Origin of the sequence: Bradyrhizobium sp. WSM3983 (assembly GCF_000473045.1) — a bacterium.
Classification (GTDB): domain Bacteria; phylum Pseudomonadota; class Alphaproteobacteria; order Rhizobiales; family Xanthobacteraceae; genus Bradyrhizobium.
In genome coordinates this window covers 36,677-56,484 of record NZ_KI421491.1, presented here as the reverse complement: position 1 = coordinate 56,484, position 19,808 = coordinate 36,677, and the positions used below count along the sequence as shown (strand labels likewise).

General features: G+C 64.4%; 16 protein-coding genes, 1 tRNA gene and 1 pseudogene. 10 read left to right on the top strand and 8 right to left on the bottom strand.

The features are described 5' to 3' along the window. The first annotated feature begins 19 nt into the window (after positions 1-19). The 3 genes from YUA_RS0143210 (at position 20) to YUA_RS50815 (ending at position 3,611) form a co-directional block, all read left to right on the top strand. Positions 20-1,630 carry an ABC transporter substrate-binding protein gene (locus tag YUA_RS0143210; RefSeq protein WP_027536217.1) on the top strand — a complete coding sequence of 537 codons (1,611 nt, stop codon included), beginning with the start codon at positions 20-22 and terminating at the stop codon, positions 1,628-1,630. A 231-nt stretch (positions 1,631-1,861) separates the two neighbouring features. Next, on the top strand, positions 1,862-3,460 hold the full coding sequence (locus YUA_RS0143205) for a glycosyltransferase family 39 protein (RefSeq protein ID WP_198029605.1): 1,599 nt from the start codon (positions 1,862-1,864) through the stop codon (positions 3,458-3,460). 13 nt (positions 3,461-3,473) lie between these two features. Beyond that, a complete protein-coding gene (locus YUA_RS50815) occupies positions 3,474-3,611 on the top strand; it encodes a hypothetical protein (RefSeq protein ID WP_156947632.1) in 138 nt (45 codons plus the stop codon). A 51-nt stretch (positions 3,612-3,662) separates the two neighbouring features. Here the strand turns inward: YUA_RS50815 and YUA_RS0143195 are convergent, their stop codons facing one another. Next, positions 3,663-4,913, bottom strand: a complete 1,251-nt coding sequence (locus YUA_RS0143195) for a multidrug effflux MFS transporter (RefSeq protein WP_027536215.1) — start codon at positions 4,911-4,913, stop codon at positions 3,663-3,665. A gap of 75 nt (positions 4,914-4,988) precedes the next feature. Next, positions 4,989-5,120, bottom strand: coding sequence for a helix-turn-helix domain-containing protein (locus tag YUA_RS49700; protein ID WP_156947631.1), 132 nt, complete (start codon positions 5,118-5,120; stop codon positions 4,989-4,991). A 167-nt stretch (positions 5,121-5,287) separates the two neighbouring features. On the opposite strand from YUA_RS49700, the gene YUA_RS0143185 reads away from it, so the two are divergent. After that, positions 5,288-6,595 carry a hypothetical protein gene (locus YUA_RS0143185; protein ID WP_051383666.1) on the top strand — a complete coding sequence of 436 codons (1,308 nt, stop codon included), beginning with the start codon at positions 5,288-5,290 and terminating at the stop codon, positions 6,593-6,595. 1,302 nt (positions 6,596-7,897) lie between these two features. Here YUA_RS0143185 and YUA_RS0143175 read toward each other — a convergent pair. Next, a tRNA-Leu gene (locus tag YUA_RS0143175) sits at positions 7,898-7,986 on the bottom strand. Positions 7,987-8,159: 173 nt separating this feature from the next. Between YUA_RS0143175 and YUA_RS0143170 the strand changes: the two genes are divergently transcribed. Continuing rightward, entirely contained in the window at positions 8,160-8,570 is a 411-nt protein-coding gene (locus tag YUA_RS0143170) for a hypothetical protein (RefSeq protein WP_027536213.1), read from the top strand. Here the strand turns inward: YUA_RS0143170 and YUA_RS0143165 are convergent. Then, entirely contained in the window at positions 8,567-9,769 is a 1,203-nt protein-coding gene (locus tag YUA_RS0143165) for an FAD-dependent monooxygenase (protein ID WP_027536212.1), read from the bottom strand. The genes YUA_RS0143170 and YUA_RS0143165 overlap by 4 nt on opposite strands. A gap of 19 nt (positions 9,770-9,788) precedes the next feature. Next, positions 9,789-10,034, bottom strand: coding sequence for a zinc-finger domain-containing protein (locus YUA_RS0143160; protein ID WP_007602543.1), 246 nt, complete (start codon positions 10,032-10,034; stop codon positions 9,789-9,791). 306 nt (positions 10,035-10,340) lie between these two features. Here YUA_RS0143160 and YUA_RS0143155 point away from each other — a divergent pair, with 306 nt between their 5' ends. Both YUA_RS0143155 and YUA_RS49690 read left to right on the top strand, forming a co-directional pair. Next, on the top strand, positions 10,341-11,477 hold the full coding sequence (locus tag YUA_RS0143155; RefSeq protein WP_027536211.1) for a hypothetical protein: 1,137 nt from the start codon (positions 10,341-10,343) through the stop codon (positions 11,475-11,477). A 34-nt stretch (positions 11,478-11,511) separates the two neighbouring features. Next, entirely contained in the window at positions 11,512-12,267 is a 756-nt protein-coding gene (locus tag YUA_RS49690) for an alpha/beta fold hydrolase (protein ID WP_084293318.1), read from the top strand. Here YUA_RS49690 and YUA_RS46775 read toward each other — a convergent pair. Next, positions 12,148-13,632, bottom strand: a complete 1,485-nt coding sequence (locus tag YUA_RS46775) for a hypothetical protein (RefSeq protein ID WP_051383665.1) — start codon at positions 13,630-13,632, stop codon at positions 12,148-12,150. The genes YUA_RS49690 and YUA_RS46775 overlap by 120 nt on opposite strands. Before the next feature lie 276 nt (positions 13,633-13,908). On the opposite strand from YUA_RS46775, the gene cysE reads away from it, so the two are divergent. The 3 genes from cysE to YUA_RS0143130 all read left to right on the top strand — a co-directional run bounded on the left by cysE (position 13,909) and on the right by YUA_RS0143130 (position 16,357). Continuing rightward, a complete protein-coding gene (cysE, locus tag YUA_RS0143140) occupies positions 13,909-14,733 on the top strand; it encodes a serine O-acetyltransferase (RefSeq protein WP_027536209.1) in 825 nt (274 codons plus the stop codon). A 122-nt stretch (positions 14,734-14,855) separates the two neighbouring features. Continuing rightward, a complete protein-coding gene (locus tag YUA_RS0143135) occupies positions 14,856-15,074 on the top strand; it encodes a DUF3126 family protein (RefSeq protein WP_027536208.1) in 219 nt (72 codons plus the stop codon). A gap of 86 nt (positions 15,075-15,160) precedes the next feature. Continuing rightward, positions 15,161-16,357 (top strand): FAD-binding domain, encoded by a 1,197-nt coding sequence (locus YUA_RS0143130; protein WP_027536207.1) that lies wholly within the window; start codon positions 15,161-15,163, stop codon positions 16,355-16,357. A gap of 291 nt (positions 16,358-16,648) precedes the next feature. Here YUA_RS0143130 and YUA_RS0143125 read toward each other — a convergent pair whose 3' ends face one another. Together YUA_RS0143125 and YUA_RS46770 are read right to left on the bottom strand one after the other, a co-directional pair. Beyond that, positions 16,649-18,487, bottom strand: a complete 1,839-nt coding sequence (locus YUA_RS0143125; RefSeq protein ID WP_027536206.1) for a caspase family protein — start codon at positions 18,485-18,487, stop codon at positions 16,649-16,651. Between the two features lie 133 nt (positions 18,488-18,620). Beyond that, positions 18,621-19,808 (bottom strand): annotated as a pseudogene (locus YUA_RS46770) (caspase family protein); the annotation flags it as partial.

Below are 19,808 nucleotides of genomic sequence, written 5' to 3'. Positions count from 1 at the left end.
CACGTCAGGAGAAACTTCTATGTTGAGCTTGATGCGCCGGGGGCGTCGCGCGTTCGCCTCCACACTTGCGCTGTCGGTCGTCGCGCTTTCCACGGCGATGGCCTCGCCGGTGTTTGCGGCCGGCAAGACCATCACCGCGGTGATGCATTCGGATCTGCGCATCATCGATCCGATCTTCACCACCGCCTACATCACGCGTGACCATGGCTACATGGTCTACGATACGCTGATCACGACGGATGCGAACTTCAAGATCCAGCCGCAGATGGCGGACTGGAAGATCTCCGACGACAAGCTCACCTACACCTTCACGCTGCGCGACGGCCTGAAGTGGCATGACGGCACGCCGGTGACGGCGGAGGACTGCGTTGCCTCGCTGAAGCGCTGGGCCGCCGTCGACGGCATGGGCCAGCAGATGATGACCTTCACGGCCAGCATCGAGGCGACCGACGCCAAGACCATCACGCTGAAGCTGAAGGAGCCGTACGCTCTCGTGCTCGAATCTATCGGCAAGCCGTCCTCGCGCGTTCCGTTCATGATGCCGAAGCGCCTCGCCGAGACGCCGCCGGACAAGCAGATCCCCGAGCAGATCGGCTCCGGTCCGTTCAAGTTCGTGCAGGGCGAATTCCAGCCCGGCGTGAAGGCGGTCTACGTCAAGAACACCGACTACGTGCCGCGCAAGGAGCCGGCGAGCTGGACCGCCGGCGGCAAGGTGGTGAAGGTCGACCGCGTCGAGTGGATCACCATGCCGGACTCGCAGACCGCGGTGAACGCGCTGCAATCGGGCGACATCGACTTCATGGAAGTGCCGCCGTGGGACCTGTTGCCGGTGCTTGAAGGCAATCCCGACCTCAAGGTCGAGACGTTGAACAAGTTCGGCTACCAGACGCTCGGTCGCATGAACTTCCTCTATCCGCCCTTCGACAATCCGAAGATCCGCCGCGCCGCGCTTCTGGCCATGAACCAGAAGGACGTGCTCGACGCGCTCGTCGGCAATCCCAAATACTACAAGATCTGCGGCGCCTTCTTCATCTGCGACACGCCGTTCGCGACCGACGTCGGTTCCGAATCGCTGGTCAAGGGCAACGGCATGGCGGAAGCCAAGAAGGCGCTCGCCGAGTCCGGCTATGACGGCACGCCCGTCGTGGTCATGGTGCCCGGCGATGTCGTGACGCTGAAGGCGCAGCCGACGGTCGCGGTGCAGCTGCTCCGCGAAGCCGGCTTCAAGGTCGATGCGCAAGCGACCGACTGGCAGACGGTGGTGAGCCGTCGCGCCAGCCAGAAGCCCCCGAAGGAGGGCGGCTGGAACATGTTCTTCACCAACTGGGTCAGCGCCGACGTGTCCAACCCGATCTCGAATCTCTCGATCGGCGGCCAGGGCAAGAAGGGCGGCTGGTTCGGCTGGGCGGAAGACGCCAAGATCGAGAAGCTCAAGGACGACTTCGTCCGCGCCGCCTCGCTCGACGATCAGAAGAAGATCGCGACCGAGATCCAGAAGGAAGCCTATGACCAGGTGATCTACGTGCCGCTCGGCCAGTATCTGGCGCCGAGCGCATGGCGAAAGTCGCTCTCCGGCGTGCTCGACGGCCCGGCGACCCCGGTGTTCTGGAACATCGACAAGTCCGAGTAAGGCGAGGGCGCGTTAGCGCGCCTTCTGTCCCGATCATCATGCGGCGCCGCTGTCATCAGCGGCGCCGTTGTCTTTCGGCGGTCCTGTGTCAGTAAAAGCCGGCGAGCTTTTAAGGCTTCCAGATTCCAATCATTGCTATTTGTTTCCGAACTGAAATAGATGGTTCGTCTTCGCATCACTTTCCCTCCCATCGATTTGAATCACGTGCCGATCGATTTTGCACTCCAGGCGATGGCTGAACGGTCGGATCGTGCGCCGGCGCGCTGGCGGCGGCCGCTGCTGCGCTGGCTCGATGGCGTGGAGGCGGGCTGGGCCGTGCCGCTTCTCATTGCGTGCTTCGTTGCGATCTGGACGCTGTATCTCGCCATCGCCTATGCCGGCGGCGGCCTGCATCCCGACACGCTCGAGGCCTGGACGCTGGGCCGGAATTTCGCCTTCGGCTATCACAAGCATCCGCCGCTGATGGGCTGGATCGCAGCCAGCTGGACCTCCGTCTTCCCGATCAGCGACTGGTCGCTGCAATTGATGGCGATGGTGAACGCAGGCCTCGCGCTGGTCTTCGTCGATTGCGTCGCGCGGCAATTCGTGACCGGGCACAAGCGCATCCTGGTGCTGCTGCTCCTGATGTTGACGCCGGCCTATCAATTCCACGCCCAGCGCTTCAACGCCAATGCCGTGCTGCTCGCGGCCTGGCCGCTTGCCACGTGGTGTTTTCTGCGCGCGTTCGAGACCAGATCCGCTGTCTGGGCGGTTGCGGTCGGATGCACCACGGCGCTCGCGATGGTCGGAAAATATTACTCGATCTTCCTGGTCACGAGCTTTGCATTCGCCGCGCTGGCGCATCCGGCGCGGCGCGCCTATTTCACCTCCGCGTCGCCCTGGATCTCGCTCGTCGCCGGGTTCGCGGTGCTGTCGCCGCACATCTATTGGCTCGCGACCACGGGCGCATCGACCTTCACCTACGCGCTGAACCACGCCAACGGCAATGCCATCAGCTCGCTCGGTGACGTGAGGAATTTTCTGCTGGGACTCGTGGCGGCCATCAGCGTCGCCGCCGTGATCTGGGTGCTCATCGCCGGCACGCGGCTCAAACAATTTCTGGCCGACTTCGCCGCGATGGGCTCAGGCCTTCGACTTCTCTTCTATGTCGCCATCGGCACCATCGCTCTGCCGGTCCTGACATCGCTCGCGATGGGCACGGATCTGCCGTCGCTATGGGCCTTGCAGGGATTATTCCTCTTCATCGTGCTGATCGTCTGCGGCGCCCGTTACCCGGTCGAACGGTTCTACACCGTCAATGTCACGGTCATTGTGTCAGGCGTTGGGCTTGTCGCCGTGCTGGTCGCCGCGCCAATCCATGCCGTCTATCGCAACATCCACGGTTATGAAGAGGGACGCAATCTTTACGCGCAAGCCGCAGGCGAGCTCACCCGGCAGTGGCGCGAGCTGACCGACGAGCCGCTCGGCAGCGTCAGTGGCGACGATTCGCTCGCCTTCGCCACGGCCTTCTACAGTCCGGATCATCCGCATTACGCGCGGCCGTTCGAGCACCAGTACGATTGGGGCCTGCCGCGCAAGACGACGCTCGATCGTGGCTGGGCCGCGCTTTGTTTCCGTGGCCAGGACTATTGCGGTCGCTGGATGGAATCCGTGTCCTCGCGCGCGGGGAATTTTGTCAGGCGGGAATTTACCGTGCAGGCGTCGCTATGGGGGCGGCCCGGCCTGAGCCGAGACGTCATCGTGCTGATGGTGCCGCCACGTGCGAGCAGCGGCGCATCGCCCGAAAGCGCCGCGCAGGATTTCAGCGCCAGTAAACGAAGTCCGGAGTAGGGGTCTCTCAGCAATGGCTGTCGCGGACCTGCTCGAGCCCTTCACTGGCAAAGGGCGGGTTGACGACGGCTGGTTCGGCAGGCGAAGCGGACTTTTCAGTCTGCCGCCGGTCCTGATCGTGACGTTCGTCGTGGTGTTCCAGTTCCATTGAGGCCGCCTCTCGAATTACTGCAGGACAACATCGCGAGGGCTGCGAAGTTCCTCACCCGATGGGGCGATGATGCGGCTTGAACAGCCGTCCCTTCTCCACCAACAGCACGATCGCGAGCGCCGCAATCGTCGACAGGAAGAATCCGATCGAGAACGGCAGCAGCGTGCCGTCAAAACTCTGGCCGATCGCCGTGCCGACCATGATGCCGATCAGCGTCGTGATCGAGCCGTAGAGCGAGGAGGCGGTGCCGGCGATGTGGCCCTGCGGCTCCATCGCGAGCGCGGTGAAATTGGCGACCATCATGCCGAACGAGAACATCATCAGCGCCGACAGCAACATGAACAGGGAAAGCGGCAGCACTCCGAGGATCTCGGTCAGCAGCATGACGCCGGCCACCACGGTATAGAGCGTCAGCGCGCCGTGTGAGATCACGCGCATGCCGAGCCGCCCCACCAGTTTTGCGTTGAGGAAGCCGGCGATGGCTGTGCCGGCCGCGATCGCGGCAAAGGCGAGTGGGAAGTAGTGGCCGAGGTGATAGATGCCGGTGAAGACCTGCTGCGCGGAGAACACGTAGGCGAACAGCGCGCCCATAACGGCGCCGGCCGCCGTCGCATAGCCGATGGTCTGGCGGTTGGTGACGGTCTGGCGGAAGGCCGAGAGCACGTCGGCGGGCGCGAGTGACCTGCGCTCCGTCTCAGGCAATGTCTCCGGAAGCCGCCACACGCTCCATGCCAGCGCGAGCACGCCGTAGAGCATCAGCACGACGAAGATGCCGCGCCACTGCGTGACCAGCAGCACGGCCTGTCCGAATGAGGGGGCGATCACGGGCACGGCGATGAAAATCATCATGGCAAGCGACATCACGCTCGCCATGCGACGGCCGGCATAACAGTCGCGCACGATCGAGGTCGCGATCACGCGCGTCGCCGAGGTGCCGAGGCCTTGAAGCGCGCGGGCGAGCAGCAGCGTCTCGAACGAAGGCGCCGCGACCGCAAGCACGCTCGCCACCGCATAGACCGCCATGCCGCCAAGCAGCACGGGCCGGCGCCCGAACCGGTCCGACAACGGACCCATGACAAACTGGCCGGCGCCAAAGCCGATCAGGAAGGTCGACAGCACGAGTTGGAGATGGTTGGCGTTGGGAATGCCGAAGGCCGCCCCGATATTGGGCAGCGCCGGCAGCATCATGTCCATCGCGAGCGGATTCAGCGCCATGATGGACGCGATCACGATAACGAATTCGGGAAACCCCATCGGACGGTGTCCTGAGGACACCCAGTCGTCAGCATTGACGTCGGACAAAAAGCTCACCCCTGATTTCAGGGGTCATATCTAATGCCCATGCTGCATCGCACAACCCTTGTTTTGGGATGGCTGTCAGGCGGGGCGGGGGACGCCCGCCGTCTCGGCGAGGGCGTCCATGCTGACCGCCCTGATGCCCTTGCCATAGAACAGGCGCGTCGCCGCGACGACGATCTGCTCGCGTGTGCTGTCACCCCTGGAGCGCAAATCATCCCAATCTCATCGCGCTAGCGGGGCTTGGAAACCAGGGATTCACCATAACAGCGGGGACGGCCCGTCGGGGAGATGAATCCGCAACGCATCCTGTCCAATGTGGTCTGACCGGACGGCGGATCAGGCGCCGAGGGAACTCAGGGAACAGGCAGGTATCAGACGTGTCCGACATCACCGGAACAGCACGATGGTCGGGACCGTCGGCCGACATTGCCGGCAAGGGCAACGTCTGGCTTGCCTGCCTGATCGCACTGGTGTCGTTCCTGGTGTTCGCCAATCTCGCCAACGATGCCGCGCAAGATCTTCGATACGGCTGGGACGTCCGCGTCAATTGTGCGGCGGTCGATGCACGTGTCGACGGGCTCGATCCGTACTACGTGAAAAATCTGAAGGGCACCAAGTTCTCTTATACCTATCTGCCGGTGACGCTGGACGCGTTCCGTCCGCTGTGTGCGGGCAGCTTTCTTGTCGGCCATTACCGCGGCGTCTTCCTCGTCATCGCCGCGCTCAGTGGCCTGATGCTGCCCGGGATCGGCCGGACACGCAGCTTGCGCGACGTGGCGCTGAGGGGACTTTACGTGCTCGGCGGGTTCGTTGGTTTCGAATGGGTGCTGGCCTCGGGCAATTTCGCGATCCTGGGCGGCGGACTGACGGCCGCAGCGCTCGCTCTTCTGCTTCGCCCCGCCAAGTCCGACGATCGGCATGACGTGCTTCGTATTGCAGGGGCGGCACTGCTTGGCCTCGTCATGTCGTTCAAGCTGGTGTTCTGCCCGGTACTGGCCGCACTCTATCTCCTGCCGCTGTCGCGGCGGCGGAAACTTGTCCTGATGACGGTGGCGGGCCTCGGCTTCGTGCTGCCGATCCTGGTTTCGGTCGTCTTCTATCCAAGCTTGTTCTCGAGCTGGCTGCTCGCGATCACGGGCGGGATCCCGGGTCAGCGTTCGGTCCAGATCGAGGAGGCCAATCCGTCGCTGCTGCTCCTGGCGCAGACCATCGTGGACCGCGTTGGCTTCGCCGACAGCAAGCCGCTCGTGTTCGCGCTCTACGCGCTGGCGGCGACCGCGTTCGTGCTCGCGCCGCTCGGCTGGTCTCTGCAGCGCGCGATCCGCAACAATGAGGGATCGTTGCCGGCGCGCCTCGACCGCTGGCTGATCGATCATCCGCGGGCCGCGATGCGGATCATGGTGCTTGCGATGTATGGCCTCTATCTCTGCTCGCCGCGGCTGAAGGAATATGCGTTTTTCGAACTCGCGGTCTACGGCGCCGTCCTGATCGTCGATCTTCCGGCCGCGGCCCTTGCCGCCGTGCTGACCATCGGCGTCGCCGTTCCGACGCTGGTCTCGATCACGGGGATTACGGTCGAAGGCGGCTTTGTTCAAGTCGCGGTCGCGCTGATGTGCTTCTGGATCCTGTTGCTCGATTTTCGAGCCGAGCCGAAACGCCTCGAGCAGAAGGGCGCGTGTCCATGACGAGCATCGCCTCGTCCGCAGATGCGGGAGAGGAGCGGTCGCTTGCCGCGGGGGCGCCGCGAAGGAGCCGGCTGAGCCGCCTCCTGCTGATCTTGGCCGTATTGCTCCCCACCGCCGTCGCCGTCGATCTCAGCGTCAACAAGACCTTCGGCTCGGACGTGCGGGTGAATTGCGCGGCGGTGGACGCCCATCGCGACGGACGCGATCCCTATTTCGTCAGAAACCTGAAGGGCACTGATCTTTCCTACCCCTATCTTCCAGTCACCCTCGATGCCTTTCGGCCGCTCTGTGCCGGCGGCTTTCTCGTCGCGCACTACAAGGCCATCTATCTCGTACTTGGACTGATCTGCGTCTTGCTGCTGCCCGGTCTCGGCAGGGGCCGCGCGGGCCTGCGCGATGTCGTGCTGCGTGGCGTGTTCGCGCTTGGTGGTTTTCTCGGCTTCGAATGGGTCCTGGCCAGCGGCAATTTCGCGATGCTAAGCGGCCTCCTGACGGCTGCATCGCTGGCACTGTTGCTGCGTCCCGCGCAGTCCGAAGGGCGCGAGGACGGAAGCTTCGTGCCGCAGCTCGCCGGTGCGGCGCTGCTCGGGCTCGTCACCTCGTTCAAGCTGGTGTTCTTCCCGGTGCTCGCCGCGCTCTATCTGCTGCCGCAGCCGAGACGTCGCAGACTTGTCCTGATCGCGGTGGCGGCGGGCATGTTCGCGCTGCCGATCCTGATTTCGGTGGTGTTCTACCCCGAGCTGTTTTCAAGCTGGTTGAGCGCAATCTTCGGCCAGATTCCCGGACAGCATTCGCCGGAGGGCGAGACCAATCCGTCGCTGCTCTTCCTCGCTCAGACACTTGCGGGCCGCGTGTCGCTCGCCGGCAGCAAGCCGGTCGTTGCCGTGCTCTATGGGCTCATCGCGGTCGCGCTCGTGCTGGCGCCGCTCGCCATTCTCGTGTGGCGCAAGGTCCGGGCACAGGGCAGGGGCGCGAAGACCTCGCCGCTTCGGGCGCTCGACGACTGGCTGATGGATCGCCCCGACGCCGCGATGCGCATCACCGTGCTTGCGATGTACGCGCTTTATCTCTGCGCGCCGAGACTGAAGGTCTATGCCTTTTTCGAAGCGGCGCTCTATGCCGCCGTTCTCATCGTCGACTTGCCTGCGATAATGGTGGCAATCATGCTGACGATGGCCATCGCCATTCCGTTCGTCGTGGCGGTCTCGGGCATTGCGATCGTGGACGGATTCGACCTGCTCGCGGTCGCGATCGTCTGCTTCTGGATCATGCTGTGGGCGCAGTCGGCGTCGTCAGCTCAGGTGGTGCGGGCAGCCGGGGTCGAACCGGCACAGCGCTTGCGCACCGAGGGATTTTAAGTCCCTTGCGTCTACCAATTCCGCCATGCCCGCTTGATCCAACGAGATCAAACACTTAAGTCCTGCCCAGCGGTCTGGAATTGGCGCTTATCGTGCCGGACAGGCGGTTCTTCCTTAAGCGAGCCGGCGGCACAACGCAAAGCCTCAATCCGGACATCTGGCCCTGCTTTAGGCATTCTCAATTCACGGGGACTATTTTTCCGGCCATGCCTGCTTCGCTTTCCTCTTCCCTGCGCCTTGGTTGCGCGGTTGCTGCACTGGTTGCGGCCGGCCTCGCGCTGTCCGGGTGCGCCGGCGTGAGCGAGACGATCGCTCCGGCCTTTGCCGATCCCGCCAGATACGAATTATACGATTGCAAGCAGCTCGAAGGGGAGCGCAAGACGCTCGCCGCCCGCACCGCCGAATTGCAGAAGCTGATGGACAAGGCGGAGACAGGCACCGGCGGTGCCGTCGTGTCCGAGCTTGCCTATCGCAACGATTACGTCGCGGTCCGTGGCATGGCGCAGCTGGCCGACGATGCCTGGCGTCGCAACAGGTGCCGGGAAACGCCGCCTGATGCGAAGCCCGCGGCGGCTGCGCCACAGCGGCCGGACATCAAGCCCGCTCCGAAACGTTAAGGACGCCAGCCGTAGATCCAATCCTGCCGCGCCAGCATGCGGTCTGGCCCGAGCGCGCGGATCGCGAGATCGCGCGCGAGCGCGAATGGGCCGCCCAGGTGGTAGATCCGACCTTGCAGCCGCGCGGTGCGCTGCATCTTCCTGACACGGGCCTGACGTATCAGGCCATATTGCTTCAGCGCCGCCGCGACGCTGCTTGCATCCTCGGCGGCCTCGACGCTCAGGTGCTGGGCCAGCACGGCCGCGTCCTCGATCGCCATGCCGGCGCCTTGGGCCGCAAACGGCAGCATCGCGTGCACGGCGTCGCCGAGTAGCGCGACCGGGCCTTGGCTCCAGGGGCATCCGTCCGGAACGCCGAACAGCGCCCATTTGCGCCAACTGTCGACGGCGCCGAGCATCATCCGCGCCGTCGGCGGCCAGCGTGGTGCGGCGAAGGCGGCCATTATCTCAAAGGGATCGCCGGGCGTGCTCCAGCCCGGCCTGTTCCAGGTGCCCGGCAGCACCGCCACCACGTTGAGCTGGCGGCCGCCCGCGATCGGGTAGGCGACGAGATGGGCATTTGAGCCCATCCAGAGCTGCACCCGTCGCGCGGTGTACTCCTTGGGCAGCTGCGTGGCATCCAGCGTGCCGCGCCAGGCGATCAGTCCGGAGAAGCGCGGCTGCACCTCGGGAAACAGATGCTGGCGAACCGTCGACCAGATGCCGTCGGCGCCGATCAGGGCGCTGGCGAGATCGCTGCGGCGGATGGTTCCGCTGCGATGGACGACCGTCAGCCCCTTGGCATGGGGCGCGACATCCTCGAAGGTCGCGCCCAACTTCAGGTCGATATCGGGATGATCGGCGACGGCACCGGCGAGCGCGGATTGCAGGTCCGCACGGTGCACCACCCAATAGGGCGCGCCGGCGCGATTGGCGGCGGCCTCGCCGAGCGGCATGCGCAAAAGTTCGCCGCCGGCGCGCGCGCTCATGATCGAGAGCGCGTCCGGGACGACGGCGCGCAGCTTCAGCCGTTCCGTCAGGCCGAGCCCGACCAGCACGCGGCTGGCATTGGGGGAGAGTTGCAGGCCGGCGCCGATGTCCTCCAGCCGCTCGGCCTTTTCCAGCACAACGATGCGGAAACCGCGGGCGGCCAGCGCAAGCGCGGCCGTCAGTCCTCCGATTCCGGCACCGGCAATGACGATCGTTCGCGGGAGGGCCACCCCTGACCGAGATGAGCGGTCAGGCCACCTTGTCTTTCAGCACGCATTCTGGCGGACGGGCTTCGCCCGCCTTCAGGTCGGCCGCGAAGCGGTACAGCGTCGAGCAGTACGGGCAGATGATCTCGTTGTCGTTGCCGAGGTCCAGGAAGACATGCGGATGATCGAACGGAGGGTTGGCGCCGACGCACATGAACTCTTGCGAGCCGATCTCGATGACGGGGACACCGGCATCGTTATGGAAGTGCGGGACGACATGGTCGGACATTGTAGTTCATCCTGGAGTGGCAATGGCGGCAGATACAATCAGCAGTGACGCGGCATAATTTCAACGCCGCGGACCATACTGATGGGTGCAAGTGATTGCTAGCCCGGCGGAACCGAAAGGTTCGCAATTGCCCCATGCTCATTTGCTCATGCAAATTCGACACAATCTTGCGGCTTGAGAGAAGCCCTTCTTTCGTCGGGGACGTTGTGTCGCAATTTTGGCATACTATGTCTGTGGACGCGTATAATTGCGGCAAAAGACGAACCATCAGGCGCAACTGATCTTAGGACCGTCCAGGCTCTTGGCATGAAGTGGCTGCGAATCAGCTCAGCGTTGACCGGGATCGCTGCATGCAGCTTTGTGCTCGCGCAGGTAGCGCCGCATGCCCGCGAGGCCGGCGCCGTTCTCGCCGCCCAAAACGATCCGGCGGCCCTGTCCGAGCTCAAGCTCGATACAGCTCTCGCGGACAACGACCGCCTGGTTCAGGACAATATCGAGGCCGCGCTCGCGGCGGGCGATGCCGATCTCGCCGACAGTTTTGTCGCGCTCGCGCGTGACCGCAACATCGCGCTGCCCGACGACCTCTTGAGCCGTGCCAGCGATGCCGTCAAAACCGAAAATTCCACCTCGCATTTCGCGAAGCGCTTTGCCACCGGGCTCGTCACCGGCAATGCCGATGATGTCGCGAGCCTGTCAGGGACGGTGGCCGGCGATCTCTTCGTGATCGGCGACATCAGGGACGTCGTCCGCGAGGGCAAGCATTTCGCCATGGGCGAGGACACCGACCGCCTGGTGCTGGGCCTTGCAACCGCGGGCCTCGCGGTGACGGCGGTGACCTATGTGTCCGCGGGCGGCGCCGCGCCGGTGCGCGCCGGGCTGACGCTGGTGAAGGATGCCCGCAAGGTCGGACGGCTCGGTGAAGGTCTCGCCGCATGGGCTGGCCGGTCCGCGCGCGAAGTGGTCGATACGCCGATGCTTCAGAACGCCGTTTCCAGGGGTTCGGTGCTGCGGCCGGGCGAGACCGTGAGTGCGATCAAGGCCGCGTTCCGCGTCGAGAAGGCCGGTGCGCTGGTCCGTCTCGGCAAGGACGTCACGCGCGTGGCCGAGAAGACCGGCACACGAGGCGCGATGGATACGCTGCGCATCGCCGAAGGCCCGAAGGATGTCGCGCGCGCGGCGCGGCTTGCGGAAGCACAGGGCAGCAAAACGCGCGCGATCATGAAGGTGCTCGGCCGTGGCGCGCTGCTGCTGATCGGCGGCGCATTCGATCTCACGCTATGGCTGCTCGGCGCGGCGCTGACGCTGTTCGGGCTGTTGTCCTCGATCAAGGCGACCACCGAGCGCCTGACCCAGGCCTGGTGCGATCGCAGACGCGCCCGACGGCTCCGCCGGGCGCAGGCCGCCGCCGAAGCCGCTCTGGCGAACACGGCCATCCCGGCCTAAGATCAATCATCCCCACAACATTGCGGAACTGCTGATGCCGAGCTTTCACAACGGCGCCGTTGAAATTGCCTATCTCGACGAAGGCGAGGGCGATCCGATCATCCTGGTGCACGGCTTTGCCTCCAGCAAGAACGTGAACTGGGTCTATCCGACCTGGGTCTCGGAGCTGCGCAAGAACGGCCGCCGCGCCATTGCGCTGGACAATCGCGGCCACGGCGAAAGCGCAAAACTCTACGAGGCCGCGCAGTACTCGATTCCGACCATGGCCGGCGACGTGCTCGCGCTGATGGATCATCTCGCCATTCCGCAGGCCGACATCATGGGCTATTCGATGGGCGGACGGATGACGGCCTGGCTCGGCCTGAACGAGCCGCAGCGGCTGCGTTCGGCAATCCTCGGCGGCATCGGCATCGGCGGCCTGATCGAGGGCACCGGGCCCGGCGAGAACGTCGCCAGGGCGCTGGAAGCGCCCTCGCTCGACGACGTCACCGATCCCGTCGGCCGCACCTTTCGCGCGTTCGCCGATCAGACCCGTTCCGACCGCCGTGCGCTCGCAGCCTGCCTGCGTGGCACGCGCGATCTCATGACCAGGGCCGAGGCCGCACGCATCGACGTGCCCGTGCTGATCGCGGTCGGCTCGACCGATGACGTTGCGGGTTCGGCCAGCGCGTTAGGTGCGATCATCCCCGGCTCGGAAGTGCTCGATATTCCGGGCCGCGACCACATGCGCGCGGTCGGCGACAAGGTCTACAAGACCGGCGTGCTCGACTTCCTGTCGCGCCGCGGCTGAGGCCTCATCCGCCGGCTCGTCGTCGTCGCCGATCGATCGAAACAGCGCCATCAGCACCACGAAGGTCGCAACCCACACCATGCGCGCGCCGTAGCGGTCGTGCGGGCCCGAGATCACGCCGCAGATGAAGGCGTTGCCGAGCAAGGCCAGCGTCACCGTCGCGGCCAGCAGCGTCAAATCGTCGAGCTTGCGATGGGCGAGCGCATGTCCGAGCAGTGCGAGCAGCCCCAGCATCGAAACCAATGCGACCGGCATGTGCAGCCAGTTGACGTAGTCGAAATCGAGACCCCAATTCTGCTGGCGCGCCGCGCGCATCGGCGCGACCTGCGCCGGAATATAGCGCTCGATGATGCCGTAGGTGTGTGGGATCCAGACACTGGCGCCTTCGCCGGTCGCGACATGCAGCAATTGCTGGCCCATCGCGCGCAAGGCCGCGCCGGCCTGCCAGGCCGGATAGTCGGCGAGCGATTGCACGACGATGGTGCCCATCTCGTCGTTGAGCCCATCGAACCGGCCGAGCGTGTTGAACATGCTCTTGCCCCACAGGAATTCATCGGCCGTCGCCGGCAATTCGTTGCGATAGGGACAAAGCTTGAAGCTCTCGCGCGGGCAGTGGTCATTGAGAAAACGCGCGACGATGCCGTCCTGCATCATGCGGCCGAAGGCGACGCCGATGCCGCCCGGCGTCCAGGCCCATTTGCCGGATAGCGCGTGGTTGGCCGAGACCAGCATCAGCCCGCCCGCGACAATCGTCAGGCTGGCCTGTGCCAGTCCGGCAATCGGAAGGCGACGCCCGAGGAATGGCCGCGCCATCCAGCCGACGGCGCAGAGCCCAAGCAGCACGCCGAGCGTGGCGCTGTGGGTCGCGGCGGCAAAGGCGGTGAAGACGAACAGCGAGACTTTTTCGAGCACCGAAGTCCGGCTTGCACCCACGATCAGCAGGAACAGCGACAGGATCGACAGTCCCGCAAAGATGTCGGTGAGCAGCATGCTGGCGAGCCAGGGCAGGGCCGTCGACAGGATCAGCAGCAGGCTGATCGCGACGAAGCGGAAATTCTGCATCAGCCCGAGCACGCGCAGCGTCAGTTGCAACAGCCACAGCGTCGCCAGTGACTGGACCGCGAGGTTGGTCCAGAAGCCGAAATTCTCGCCATAATGCAAATAGAGGCCGAACACGGTGGAGCGGCTCGGCACGAGATAGCCCTCGTACCAGCGCGCCAGATAGCCGCCCGTATCCCATTGCAACAGCGGATAGCCGTTCCAGAACGCCGGGGCGATCATGAGGAGGGGCAGAGCCACCGCCGCCAGCCGCAGCCAAAAGGTATCAGCGGCGCGCGCGCGCAATTGATCGGTGGTGATGCTCAAATCCGCTCCGTCCTTGTCCGGACCATGCCCGCAATAATGGTTGAGACGAAATTCACCAATAGTTTGACGCCGCCCGGCTTGAATTTGGCGAGACTCTGACCATTTTGAGCTGACCTTGCCGCCTGGGGGCGGTCTGAGAACCTATTGTGTTTCAACGCGTTGGTATGCTTTCGCAGGGCAAGGCACTGTTCACTCTCAGGCAAGCCCGTCAGGACTTTGTCGCCTAGACTGTGCTATAGAGCCAGCCAAACGAGCCAATTCGAAAGAGCAGATCCCATGGCAGTGCATCAGGTCAATCCGGGAGGAAAGCTCGCAACGCTCGATCCGATCTGGGAGCGGATCCGCGGCGAGGCGGAGGACATCGTCCATCGCGAGCCGGAGCTTGCGACCTTCATCTATTCGACGGTGCTGCATCACAGCCGCCTCGAGGATTCGGTGGTCCACCGCGTCGCCGACCGGCTCGATCACGCCGCGCTCTCGGGCGCTCTCGTGCGCCAGACCTTTGACGAGGCCCTGCGCGACGATCCCGATCTCGGCAACGCCTTCCGCGCCGATCTCGTCGCCGTCTACGACCGCGATCCCGCCACCTCGCGCTTCATCGACCCCTTGCTCTACTTCAAGGGCTTTCACGCTCTCCAGACCCATCGCCTCGCGCACTGGCTCTATCTGAAGGGCCGCAAGGACTTTGCGTATTATCTCCAGAGCCGCGCCTCTGCGGTGTTCCAGACCGACATCAATCCGGCCGCGCGCATCGGCCGCGGCGTCTTCCTGGACCACGCCACCGGCTTTGTCTGCGGCGAGACCGCGGTGATCGAGGACGACGTCTCGATCCTGCACGGCGTCACGCTCGGCGGCACCGGCAAGGAGAACGAGGACCGTCATCCCAAGATCCGCCACGGCGTGCTGATCGGCGCCGGCGCAAAGATCCTCGGCAATATCGAGATCGGCCATTGCGCCCGCATCGCCGCCGGCTCGGTCGTGGTCAAGCCGGTGCCGCACAACGTCACGGTTGCCGGCGTGCCGGCCAAGATCGTCGGCGAGGCCGGCTGTGCCGAGCCATCGCGCACCATGGACCAGATGATCAACGCGATGGGGCTCTGAGCGCGTGATTAAGGGCCGGATTTCCCAGCCCTTTTCGTCCCCAAATTCTTTGGCAATTCATGCTGGCGGTTCGCCGCGTCTCGTCCTAAAACCCGCCGACCAATTTTGATCGGAGACTTGCCGTGGACGTCAAAGAAGTCAGAAAGTTAGATGCGTATTTGAAGCGCGTATTCGGCAATCCCAAGATCCGCGTGGTGCCGCGGCCGAAGAAGGACGACTCCGCCGAGGTCTATATCGGCGAGGAGTTCATCGGCGTGCTGTTCGTCGATGACGAGGACGATGATCGCTCGTTCCAATTCCAGATGGCGATCCTCGAGGACGATCTGATCGACCAGGAATAGCACGGACCCGTCGCGCGGAATTGCCTTACTCACGATCTGGTGTCCGAGGTGCTGCGCTCGGTGCGCGGTGAGCCCATATCATTTTCATGAAGACGGTTCTGATTTCCGGGGCGGGGATCGCTGGGCCGACGCTTGCCTTTTGGCTCCGTGCGGGAGGCTATGCGCCGACGCTTGTCGAACGCGCACCCGCGCTACGTAGCGGCGGTTATGTGATCGACTTCTGGGGACTGGGCTACGACATCGCGAAGCGGATGGGGCTGTTGCCGGCGATTGAGCGAGCCGGCTATCGCGTGAAGGAAATGCGGATCGTCGACGACCATGGCAGCCGTGTCGCCGGCTTCGGTACGGACGTCTTCGACGAGCTCACGGGCGGACGCTACGTTACGCTGGCACGAAGCGACCTGTCGCGCCTGTTGTACGGCACGGTTTGCGATGGCATCGAAACGATCTTCGACGAAGAGATCGTTGCCCTCGAGCAGCAGCCGGATGGGGTCGACGTCCGGTTGCGACGCGTCGGGAAGCGGCGTTTCGATCTCGTCGTCGGTGCTGACGGTCTGCATTCGCAGGTGCGGCGTCTCGTGTTCGGACCGACCGAGACTTTCGAAAGAAATCTCGGCTACAGCGTCGCTGCATTCGAAGCTCGTGGTTATCGTCGGCGTGACGAGAATGTGTATCTCATGCACAATCGGCCGGGCCGCATGATCGGACGTTTTGCGTTGCGCGACGATCGAACCTTGTTCATTTTCGTATTTGAAGGCCATGCGGACGGGCTCGCCGCGCAGAAGGCGAAGCTTCACGATCTCTATCGCGACGTTGGCTGGGAATGCCCGGGCATTCTGCACGAGCTCGATCGCTCGGATGAATTGTATTGCGACCGGGTCAGCCAGATCAAGATGGACGGCTGGTCGCGAGGCCGTGTCGCCCTCATCGGCGACGCTGCATTCTGCGTCTCCCTCGCCGCCGGGCAGGGCTCGGCTCTGGCCATGATTTCGGCTTACCTGCTCGCAGGCGAGCTTGCGCGGGCAAACGGGCGATACAATGAGGCGTTTGATAGCTACGAGGCCCGCTTGCGCGATTTTATCGCCGCCAAACAGCGCGGCGCGGAGCGGTTCGCTGCAGCGTTTGCGCCGCGGACGCCGTGGGGACTTTGGTTTCGCAACCAAATCGTCAGGACGTTTGCGTTTCTGCCCGTCGCGCGGCTTGCGGTTGGTCGCGATCTTGCCGACAGGCTGAGCTTGCCGGACTACCGCTGGGAGGAAGACGGGCCCCCGGCCTTGAAGTGAGCTAACGCGGCCCGCGCAACTGCACGGTCAGCTTTTCCATCGCGTCCGCGACCTCACGCCACTGTGACGGCCAGCTGCGCCGTGGCGTCGGCGACCGTGATGCCCTCGGTATCGATGAGTCAAGCAGTCGATCCGTCGCGAGGCGGCCCAGTCAATCTGCTCGCCAGCGAGACCATGATAGGTCCTGCGCTTTTGCCGTGGATGGCACAGTCATTCGTTCATGGGGCGGAGCGCGGTCGAGGCGAAGCGCAGGTACTGTTCTGCAAGGAACGATCGCGTCTCGGCCGCCGCTCAGTCGCACACTTCCGCTTGTCCCCCACCTACCATGGAGACTGCGGAGCCATACTTTTGGATTGAGATTCGGCAGCCGGGCCTCACCGGCCGACAGCCTGTTGTGGTGCAAATGATTTGACCAGACGCAGACGGCTTCGTGGGTGCAGCTTCGGTTTGCTTCCGCTCCGTGTCTTTCTTGGCATCCTCGCGGGCCGCAACCGGCTTCTTGTCCTGCACCTTCTCGCATTCATTGTCGTCATTGACGCGATAGCCGGCGCGGCACGCGATCTTGACGCAAGCGTCGCCATTGGCCTTGAAGCCGTGGTCGCACACCAGCGGACAGACCCGGCCCGGCTTGGCCTTGATGGCGTCGAGCGCCTCGAAGCTCGCGAGTTTGGCATCGAACTTCGTCCCGGCATACTTGTTGAACAGCGACAGCGAGCGTTGCGATGACGCATTCCAGTCGCCATCGGCCGCGGCGGCCAGGCAGCCGACGCGGCGCAGCTCGGACTGAAGCAGCTTCGCCGTCTCTGCGGGGGACAGGCTGGGTTGCGATGAGGTCGGCGCAACGGCCGCAACCTTCTGTGCGCTATCGGCGACTTGCTGCTTCTCGGCAGCTTGCTTCTCGGCGGCAGCCTTGTCGTTCGCGATCTTGTCGGCAAGCGCCTTCTCGGCGGCTTGCTTGTCGGCCAACGCTTTCGCGACCGCGGCCTCGGCGTCCTTGCGGCGCTGCTCGGCTGCGGCCGCCTTGGCCTCCTCGATCTGCTTGGCCTTTTCCGCCGCAAGCCGGGCGTTCTCGGCGGCCTTGGCGGCGGCCGCCGCTTTCTCCTGCTCGGCCTTGTTGGCACGCTCGGCTGCCAGCCTTGCCTTTTCGTCTTCGGCTTGGCGTGCCTTCGCGGCCGCAATTGCGCGCGCCTCCTCGGCCGCGACGTTCTTCAGTTGCGCGCGGGCGAGCCCCGCATAGAACCCGTCGGGATAAGCCTGTAGGAATGCTTCCCATGCGTCTCGGTTTCCCGCCTGCAGCGCCAGCTCATAGTCCCGGCGCACGCCGTCTTGAGGATTGGCTTGCGGACCCGGCGCCGCTGCCGGCTTGGCCGGCACCAGCGACACGTCATCGCCGCCGAGCGAGCCGTACACATACGGCTCCTGCTTGTAGCCGGTGGTCTTGAGAACGTCGTCGCGCACGAAGCCGAACGCCTTGCGCAGGTCGAGGCCCGGCATTGGCAGACGTTCGACGAGAGCGGTGGCAAACGGGCTGTTCTTTGCGTCGCCGTCCGAGGCGGTCGAGCCCGCCTTCGCCGCGAAGGCGATCATGGTGTTGGGGCTGGTCGGCTCGACCTTGGCGAGGCCGCGGCCAATGGCACGCGAGGCCACCGTGCGCTTCATCGTCTTAGCGAACGGATTGTCGCGGCAGGCGTCCAGGATGACGAGGCGCAGTTGCTTGGCGGGCTCAATGGCAAACAGCACCCTGTCGAGCGGGAACGCCTCGTCGAGAACATCGGTGTCGGTCTCCAAGGTGGCATCGGTCGGGATCAGATAGTTGATGCCGTCAAGCTCGATGCCGTGGCCGGCGTAGTAGATGACCGCGACATCGGCCTCGCGGGCCTTGCTGCCGAATTCGCGCAGCGCCTTGCGCATGTCGACCACGTTCAGGTCGAGCTTGATGTCGACCGNATCGAAGCCGGCCTTCCTGAACATGCCGCCGACCAGCGCGGCATCGTTCACGGGGTTCGCGAGTCTCGCCACGTTCTTGTAGGCCGAGTTGCCCATGACGAGCGCGACNCGCTTCTCGGCCAGCGCAGGGCCGGTCTCAAGCCAAGTCGTAAGAATCAACAAAACAAACAGCCGAAGCCGCATTCCAGCCCCCGAATGCAATAAGGCGTCAGAATAGTGCTGCCGCATCTGCTCCTCAGCCGCGAGACAGTTTCTGAACTTGCCGAACACCAAATCGGTGTTAACGGGCGAGACGCCGCAACAGCTGCCAGTAACATCAATCGCAAACCTCGTAGCTTTGCGAGTAAGCGCCACTTGCCATGTTTGTTCCATTGCGCCCAAATACTAGACGACAGCCGCTTCGTACCGGGCGGCAGCCACCCTGGTTGCAGACGACCTGACCTGATGCCTGGGGCTTTGAGGGCGCGGTTTCGGCCTGCCTTCGTTGCTGATCTCGCTTTGCATCAACCCGCGTCGCGACCGGCTTCTTGTCCTGGACCTTCTCGCATTCATTGTCGTCATTGACGCGATAGCCGGCGCGGCAAGCGATCTTCACGCAAGCGTCGCCATCGGCCTTGAAGCCGTGCTCGCACACCAGCGGGCAGACCCGGCCTGGCTTGGCCTTGATCGCGTCGAGCGCCTCGAAGCTCGCGAGCTTGGCGTCGAACTTCGTCCCGGCATGCTTGTTGAACAGCGCGAGTGAGCGCTGCGACGTCGCATTCCAGTCGCCGTCCGCATTGCTCGGGAGACATCCGACACGACGGAGTTCTGACTGCACCAGTTTGGCAGTCTCCTGCGGCGAGAGACTGGGCGGCGACTGAGTTGGGGCCACTGCTGCGACCTTCTGCTCGCCGTCGCGCTGAGCCTTTTCGATCGCCTGTTTTGCGGCAAGCTCGGACGCCGCCTTGTCGTTCGCGATCTTGTCGGCAAGCGCCTTCTCGGCGGCCTTCGCCACCGCGGCCTCGGCGTCCTTGCGGCGCTGCTCGGCGGCGGCCGCCTTGGCCTCCTCGACCTGCTTGGCCTTTTCCGCGGCGAGGCGGGCATTCTCGGCGGCCTTGGCGGCGGCAGCCGCCTTCTCCTGCTCGGCCTTCTTGGCGCGCTCTGCTACGAGCCGCGCCTTCTCGTCTTCAGCCTGCCTGGCTTTCTCTGCTGCGATGGCGCGGGCATCTTCGGCCCCAATCTTCTTCAACTGCACCCGCGCAAGGTTCGCGTAAAAACCTTCAGGATAAGCCTGGAGGAACGCTTCCCATGCGTCGCGATCACCCGCCTGCAGCGCCAGCTCATAATCGCGGCGAACTGCATCTTGGGGATTTGCTTGCGGCCCGGTCGGGACTGACTTCGCTGCAACCAGCGGCACGTCATCGCCGCCAAGCGAGCCGTACACATACGGCTCCTGCTTGTAGCCGGTGGTCTTGAGAACGTCGTCGCGCACGAAGCCGAACGCCTTGCGCAGGTCGAGGCCCGG

What these genes read in the sequence shown, in the direction of transcription:
- YUA_RS0143130 (WP_027536207.1), top strand. Translation starts at nt 15,161, where the DNA reads ATGAAGACGGTTCTGATTTCCGGGGCGGGGATCGCTGGGCCGACGCTT.
- YUA_RS0143210 (WP_027536217.1), top strand. Translation starts at nt 20, where the DNA reads ATGTTGAGCTTGATGCGCCGGGGGCGTCGCGCGTTCGCCTCCACACTT.
- YUA_RS0143205 (WP_198029605.1), top strand. Translation starts at nt 1,862, where the DNA reads ATGGCTGAACGGTCGGATCGTGCGCCGGCGCGCTGGCGGCGGCCGCTG.
- YUA_RS50815 (WP_156947632.1), top strand. Translation starts at nt 3,474, where the DNA reads ATGGCTGTCGCGGACCTGCTCGAGCCCTTCACTGGCAAAGGGCGGGTT.
- YUA_RS0143160 (WP_007602543.1), bottom strand. Translation starts at nt 10,034, where the DNA reads ATGTCCGACCATGTCGTCCCGCACTTCCATAACGATGCCGGTGTCCCC.
- YUA_RS0143155 (WP_027536211.1), top strand. Translation starts at nt 10,341, where the DNA reads ATGAAGTGGCTGCGAATCAGCTCAGCGTTGACCGGGATCGCTGCATGC.
- cysE (WP_027536209.1), top strand. Translation starts at nt 13,909, where the DNA reads ATGGCAGTGCATCAGGTCAATCCGGGAGGAAAGCTCGCAACGCTCGAT.
- YUA_RS49690 (WP_084293318.1), top strand. Translation starts at nt 11,512, where the DNA reads ATGCCGAGCTTTCACAACGGCGCCGTTGAAATTGCCTATCTCGACGAA.
- YUA_RS0143170 (WP_027536213.1), top strand. Translation starts at nt 8,160, where the DNA reads ATGCCTGCTTCGCTTTCCTCTTCCCTGCGCCTTGGTTGCGCGGTTGCT.